Annotated in this window: 4 protein-coding genes; 1 reads left to right on the top strand and 3 read right to left on the bottom strand. The window is 70.4% G+C overall.

Annotated elements, in window-relative coordinates; translation table 11 throughout:
• Positions 1–121: 121 nt before the first annotated feature.
• Together ACIA3K_RS10090 and nudC are read right to left on the bottom strand one after the other, a co-directional pair.
• Complete coding sequence (locus ACIA3K_RS10090; protein WP_396800313.1) at positions 122–673, bottom strand: DUF6230 family protein; 552 nt, start codon at positions 671–673, stop codon at positions 122–124.
• Between the two features lie 439 nt (positions 674–1,112).
• The gene (nudC, locus tag ACIA3K_RS10095; protein ID WP_396800281.1) at positions 1,113–2,033 is read right to left on the bottom strand and encodes an NAD(+) diphosphatase; all 921 of its coding nucleotides are present in this window, start codon (positions 2,031–2,033) and stop codon (positions 1,113–1,115) included.
• Positions 2,034–2,212: 179 nt separating this feature from the next.
• On the opposite strand from nudC, the gene ACIA3K_RS10100 reads away from it, so the two are divergent.
• The gene (locus tag ACIA3K_RS10100; RefSeq protein ID WP_396800283.1) at positions 2,213–4,036 is read left to right on the top strand and encodes a VanW family protein; all 1,824 of its coding nucleotides are present in this window, start codon (positions 2,213–2,215) and stop codon (positions 4,034–4,036) included.
• Here the strand turns inward: ACIA3K_RS10100 and ACIA3K_RS10105 are convergent.
• The gene (locus ACIA3K_RS10105; RefSeq protein WP_396800284.1) at positions 4,009–4,263 is read right to left on the bottom strand and encodes a hypothetical protein; all 255 of its coding nucleotides are present in this window, start codon (positions 4,261–4,263) and stop codon (positions 4,009–4,011) included. The two genes, ACIA3K_RS10100 and ACIA3K_RS10105, sit on opposite strands and share 28 nt — an antisense overlap.
• Positions 4,264–4,424 lie beyond the last annotated feature (161 nt).

Here is a 4,424-nt window from a genome sequence, read left to right on the forward strand (position 1 = left end):
CCGCGGGGGGGGCGCCCGCTGCTGTGGGCGCCGTCCCACCGCGCCGTTGGTGGCGGTCCTTGGCGGCGCCCCCCCCCCCCCCCCCCGCCCCCCCCCCCCCCCCCCCCTCGGCGGCGTCAGCTCAGAAGCATTCCTTGGCCTCAGCGCCGACGTTGACCTTCAACTTGAGGCCGGTAAGCGTGAAGGTGCCGGCGGTGGTGTAGCGGGCCACCTGCTCAAGGCCCTTGATGTTCACGTGCGTGGCGTCCTGGCCGAACGAGCCGGCCGGAGCCGGGCCGAGGTCACTGGCGTCCTTACCGATGTTGATGTTGGTGAACTCGGCGTCACCCTCGAGCGACTCCATCGCGATCAGCAGGTTCTTGGCGACGGCCTCCTTGCCGGGGGCGTCGCCGGCGTTGATGGTCAGCACGATCTTGGGCAGACCGGGGACGGAGGCGTCGACCGACTGGCACAGCTTGGTGAGGTGAGCCTCGCCGATCTCCGACATGGCCACCGGGACGATCTTGCCGTCCTTGGTGGTCACGATGCCGCCGTACTGCTTGAAGCCGTCTCCGTCGAGCTCGGAGGCGGAAATCTTGAACGGCTTGCCGGCGACGGTGATGTTGGCGGCGATGGCGCCGTTGGCCATGCCGAAGACGATGCCGCCGGCAGCGACCGCAGCGGGAACCATCATGGCGGCGAAGCGACGCCAGCGGGTGCCACCCTGCGCCTGACGGGTTTCCGAATCCTTCACGGGTCCTCCTCGAACCGGGGGTCACCGATCGCAGTCGCGACTCGGGACTACGGGAAAGCACGTGGCCGCTGCGTCCCGCTCCGGGGGATGGTCGGCGGATCGCGCAGTGTGCGGATTGGATGCTCTCGCGAAGCGACGTACCTCACAAGGGCGCTGCTACTGGCCGGTAACCCGCGCTCCGCGTCAAGATTTCCGACCGTCACCGTCGGTCAGATCCGCGCCGACCCGCTCCCGCTACAAACCATCGAAATTGGGGCGGATGACTCCAGAATCTTCACCAGCGGTAGTTGCTGCACAGCATTGTTACATTTACGTAACGTCGGGCTGAAAAGCCGCTGAAGACGATCCCGAACTCATCCGTACGGCTGAGCCCGCAAGGTCAACGCGCCTCGGCGAGCCAGTCCGTCAGCAGCCGGTGGTCGATCGAGTCCACCCGGCCGAGCCGGCGGCCTCCCGCGACCCGCTCCCGCAGCTCCTCCCGCGTGAACCAGCGCGCCTGGAGCAACTCCACGCCGTCCACGCGTACCTCGTCGGACGTCGCCGTGGCCCGGAAGCCCACCATCAGCCCCGCGGGGAACGGCCACGCCTGCGACCCCTGGTAGGTCACGTCGGTGACGGCGATCCCGGCCTCCTCGGCCATCTCCCGGCGGACCGCGTCCTCCAGGCTCTCGCCCACCTCCACGAAGCCCGCCAACGTCGAGTAGGAATCCTCAGCCGCACCCGCGTGCCGGGCCAGCAGGCAACGCCCGACCGAGCCGGGCGCCTCGACCAGCACGATGATCGCCGGTTCGATGCGGGGGAACAGCAACCGACCACACTCCGCGCCGGAACACGTCCGCACGTGGCCGCCACCACCGGCGACGGCCACCGCACCGCAGGTGCCGCAGTAACGCTGCTGCCGGTGCCAGTGCAGCAACCCCCGGGCGTACGCCTGGGTCGCCGCTCCCGCCGGGTCGAGTCGCCCGACCAGCGCCCGCACGTCGACGGCCCGGGCCGCCCCTGCCATCTCGACGGCGGCGGCCTCACTGAGACCCGAGAGGTCCACGGCGAACACCGCGACGTTCCCGTCGAGCCCCAGGAACACGGTCTCCGCGGCGGCCGACCGGACGAGTGACGCGCGGTCGGCCGCCAGCCGGACCGGACCGTCTCCGTCGACGAGACAACGGTCCCGCCACAGGGGCAGCACCACCGTCGCCGGGTCGTCGAGCAGCGCGTCCAGCCGAGCCGGGTCGGTGCGTAACGCGCCCGCCCGGTCCAACCAACCGCCGCCGTACGCCAACACCCGCTCCGCAGCGTCCATCCCGCCACCGTGCCACGCCCGTCGCCCGACGCGGACACCGACCCACGCCCCGCGACACGCCGGGCGACACGCGGTAGCAGCACCGAACGGGCACAGCCCGCGTGGACCGCCGGCCATTGGTTACCGTGGTGTCCTCCGGGAGGGGGGACCTCCCGCGGCACCTGGCGATCGAGGTTGCAGTGACGCTGTACGGCGACAAACGTCCACCCGTCGACGACCGGCCCACCGTGCAGGTCACGGCGGTCACCTGGCCGGACGACGAGCCGGACGTTGTCACACCGGTAACGGCCACGGGCGTGCCGGACAACGGCGGGCCCCGTCCACGCCGCGTACGGATGCTGCTCGGCGCGGGCATCACCGGCGGCGTCCTCGCCGCCGTCGCGGGTGCCGGCGCCTGGGCGTACGCCGGTGACGTGCCCCGGGGCACCAGCGTGCTCGGCACCGAGCTGGGCGGTCGGAGCCGCAGCGCGGCCGACCGGGAGTTGCGGGCAGAGCTGGAGAGGCGGGCCGCCGCCCTCGCCGCGCCCCTACGGATCACGGTCGGGGAGCGCACCGCCGAGATCAATCCGGCTGACGTGGGACTGGCGGTCGACGTGGCGGCCACGGTTGCGGCAGCGGCCGAGGCCCAGGCGCACCCGGTCAGTCGGCTGGTCGGTTCCCGTACCGTCGAACCGGTCGTCACCGTCGACGCGCCCCGCCTGGACGCGGCCCTGCGCACGGCGCTCGGTGACCAGGTCCGTCCGATGACGATGCCGGCCATCTCCTACCAGGGCACCACACCCAAGGTCGTACGCCCCGAGCCCGGTCTCGCCTTCGACCCGCAGCGCTCGGTCGACGCCGTCCGGGCCGGCTGGCTCGCCGGCACGCCGGTCACCGTGCCACTTGTAGAGAGCCAGCCGGCGACCACCGCCGAGGAGGTGGACCGGTTGGTCGCCGAACTGGCCAAACCGGCCGTCTCCGCGCCGGTCACCCTGCGCACCGACCGGGGCTCGGTGCAGGTGCCACCGGCGGTCATCGCGAAGAGCCTCCGCTTCACCGCCGACAAGGCCGGCAAGCTCACTCCGGCGGTGGACGTCAAAAGACTGCGGACGGCCCTCGGCGACAAGCTGGACGCGATCGAGGTGCCGCCGAAGGACGCCACGATGACCATCGCCGGCGGCCGTCCCAAGCTCGTCGATGGGCGTGCCGGGCAGCAGCTCGACACCGGCACACTGAGCCGCGACCTGTTGGCGGTGCTGCCGAAGCCCGACGGACGCGAGGTGACCGGAGAACTGAAGGAGACGCCGCCGGAGGTGACCGCGGAGAAGCTGGCCGGTCTGGGCATCAAGGAACGGGTGTCCACCTTCACCACGCGCTTCACCGGCGGGATGGCGTCGTCGCGCAGCCAGAACATCGCCACCGTCGCCAAGAAGGTGGACGGCACGGTCGTGCTGCCCGGCAAGACGTTCTCCCTCAACGGGCACACCGGCGAGCGGGGTTACGCCCAGGGCTACAAGGACGCGCCGGTCATCCTGGACGGCAAGCTGGTGCCCGGCGTCGGGGGTGGCACGTCGCAGTTCACGACCACCCTGTTCAACGCCACCTACTACGCCGGCCTCCAGGACGTGGAGCACAAACCCCACTCGTACTGGTTCGACAGGTACCCGGCCGTCATCGAGTCGACCATCTTCTGGCCGAACCTGGACTTCAAGTTCCGCAACAACACCGAGTACGGCCTGCTCATCGACACGTCGTACACGTCGAGTTCGGTGACCGTCTCCATCTGGAGCACGAAGATCTACGACAGCGTCAAGACGGAGTACGGCCCGCGCCGCAACATCACCACGCCGAAGCTCATCCATCTCGAACCCGGCCCGACGTGCATTCCCAGCAACGGCATCAACGGCTTCACCCAGGACGCCTTCCGGGTCATCAAGAAGGACGGCGTGGTGGTCAAGCGGGAGAAGTTCACCTGGCGCTACGACGCCGAGCCGCGCTACGTCTGCGGCCCCAAGCCCTCCTGAGCCCGCCCGTCGGTGTCGTCGGCAGACGACCTCGGTGTCGTGCGCTGCTCCTGTACGCGGATCTCCGCGCGATAGCGCGTCGCCGCCGGATGCCACATCTCCTCGAACGGCCCCATGACCTCGCCACCGACACCGCGGCGGCGCGCACGCACGCCCAGCCCCCACAGCGCGGCCAGCACGACAGCCACGCAACAGCCAAAGACGAGAAGAATCAGCACGTCCCCCACAGCCCCGACCCTAAGCCCAGCGACCAACAACCGCCGCCACCGAACCACCGCCGAAGCCCCGCACCCCGCCCTCGGCGCCCCGCCCTCGGCGCGGTGATCATGAAGTTATTGTCATGACACGCCGATGGCGGTGGCAATAACTTCATGATCACCGGGCGCTA

It is taken from the genome of Micromonospora sp. NPDC051543, assembly GCF_044454415.1.
Classification (GTDB): Bacteria; Actinomycetota; Actinomycetes; order Mycobacteriales; family Micromonosporaceae; genus Micromonospora.

What these genes read in the sequence shown, in the direction of transcription:
- ACIA3K_RS10090 (WP_396800313.1), bottom strand. Translation starts at nt 673, where the DNA reads ATGATGGTTCCCGCTGCGGTCGCTGCCGGCGGCATCGTCTTCGGCATG.
- nudC (WP_396800281.1), bottom strand. Translation starts at nt 2,033, where the DNA reads ATGGACGCTGCGGAGCGGGTGTTGGCGTACGGCGGCGGTTGGTTGGAC.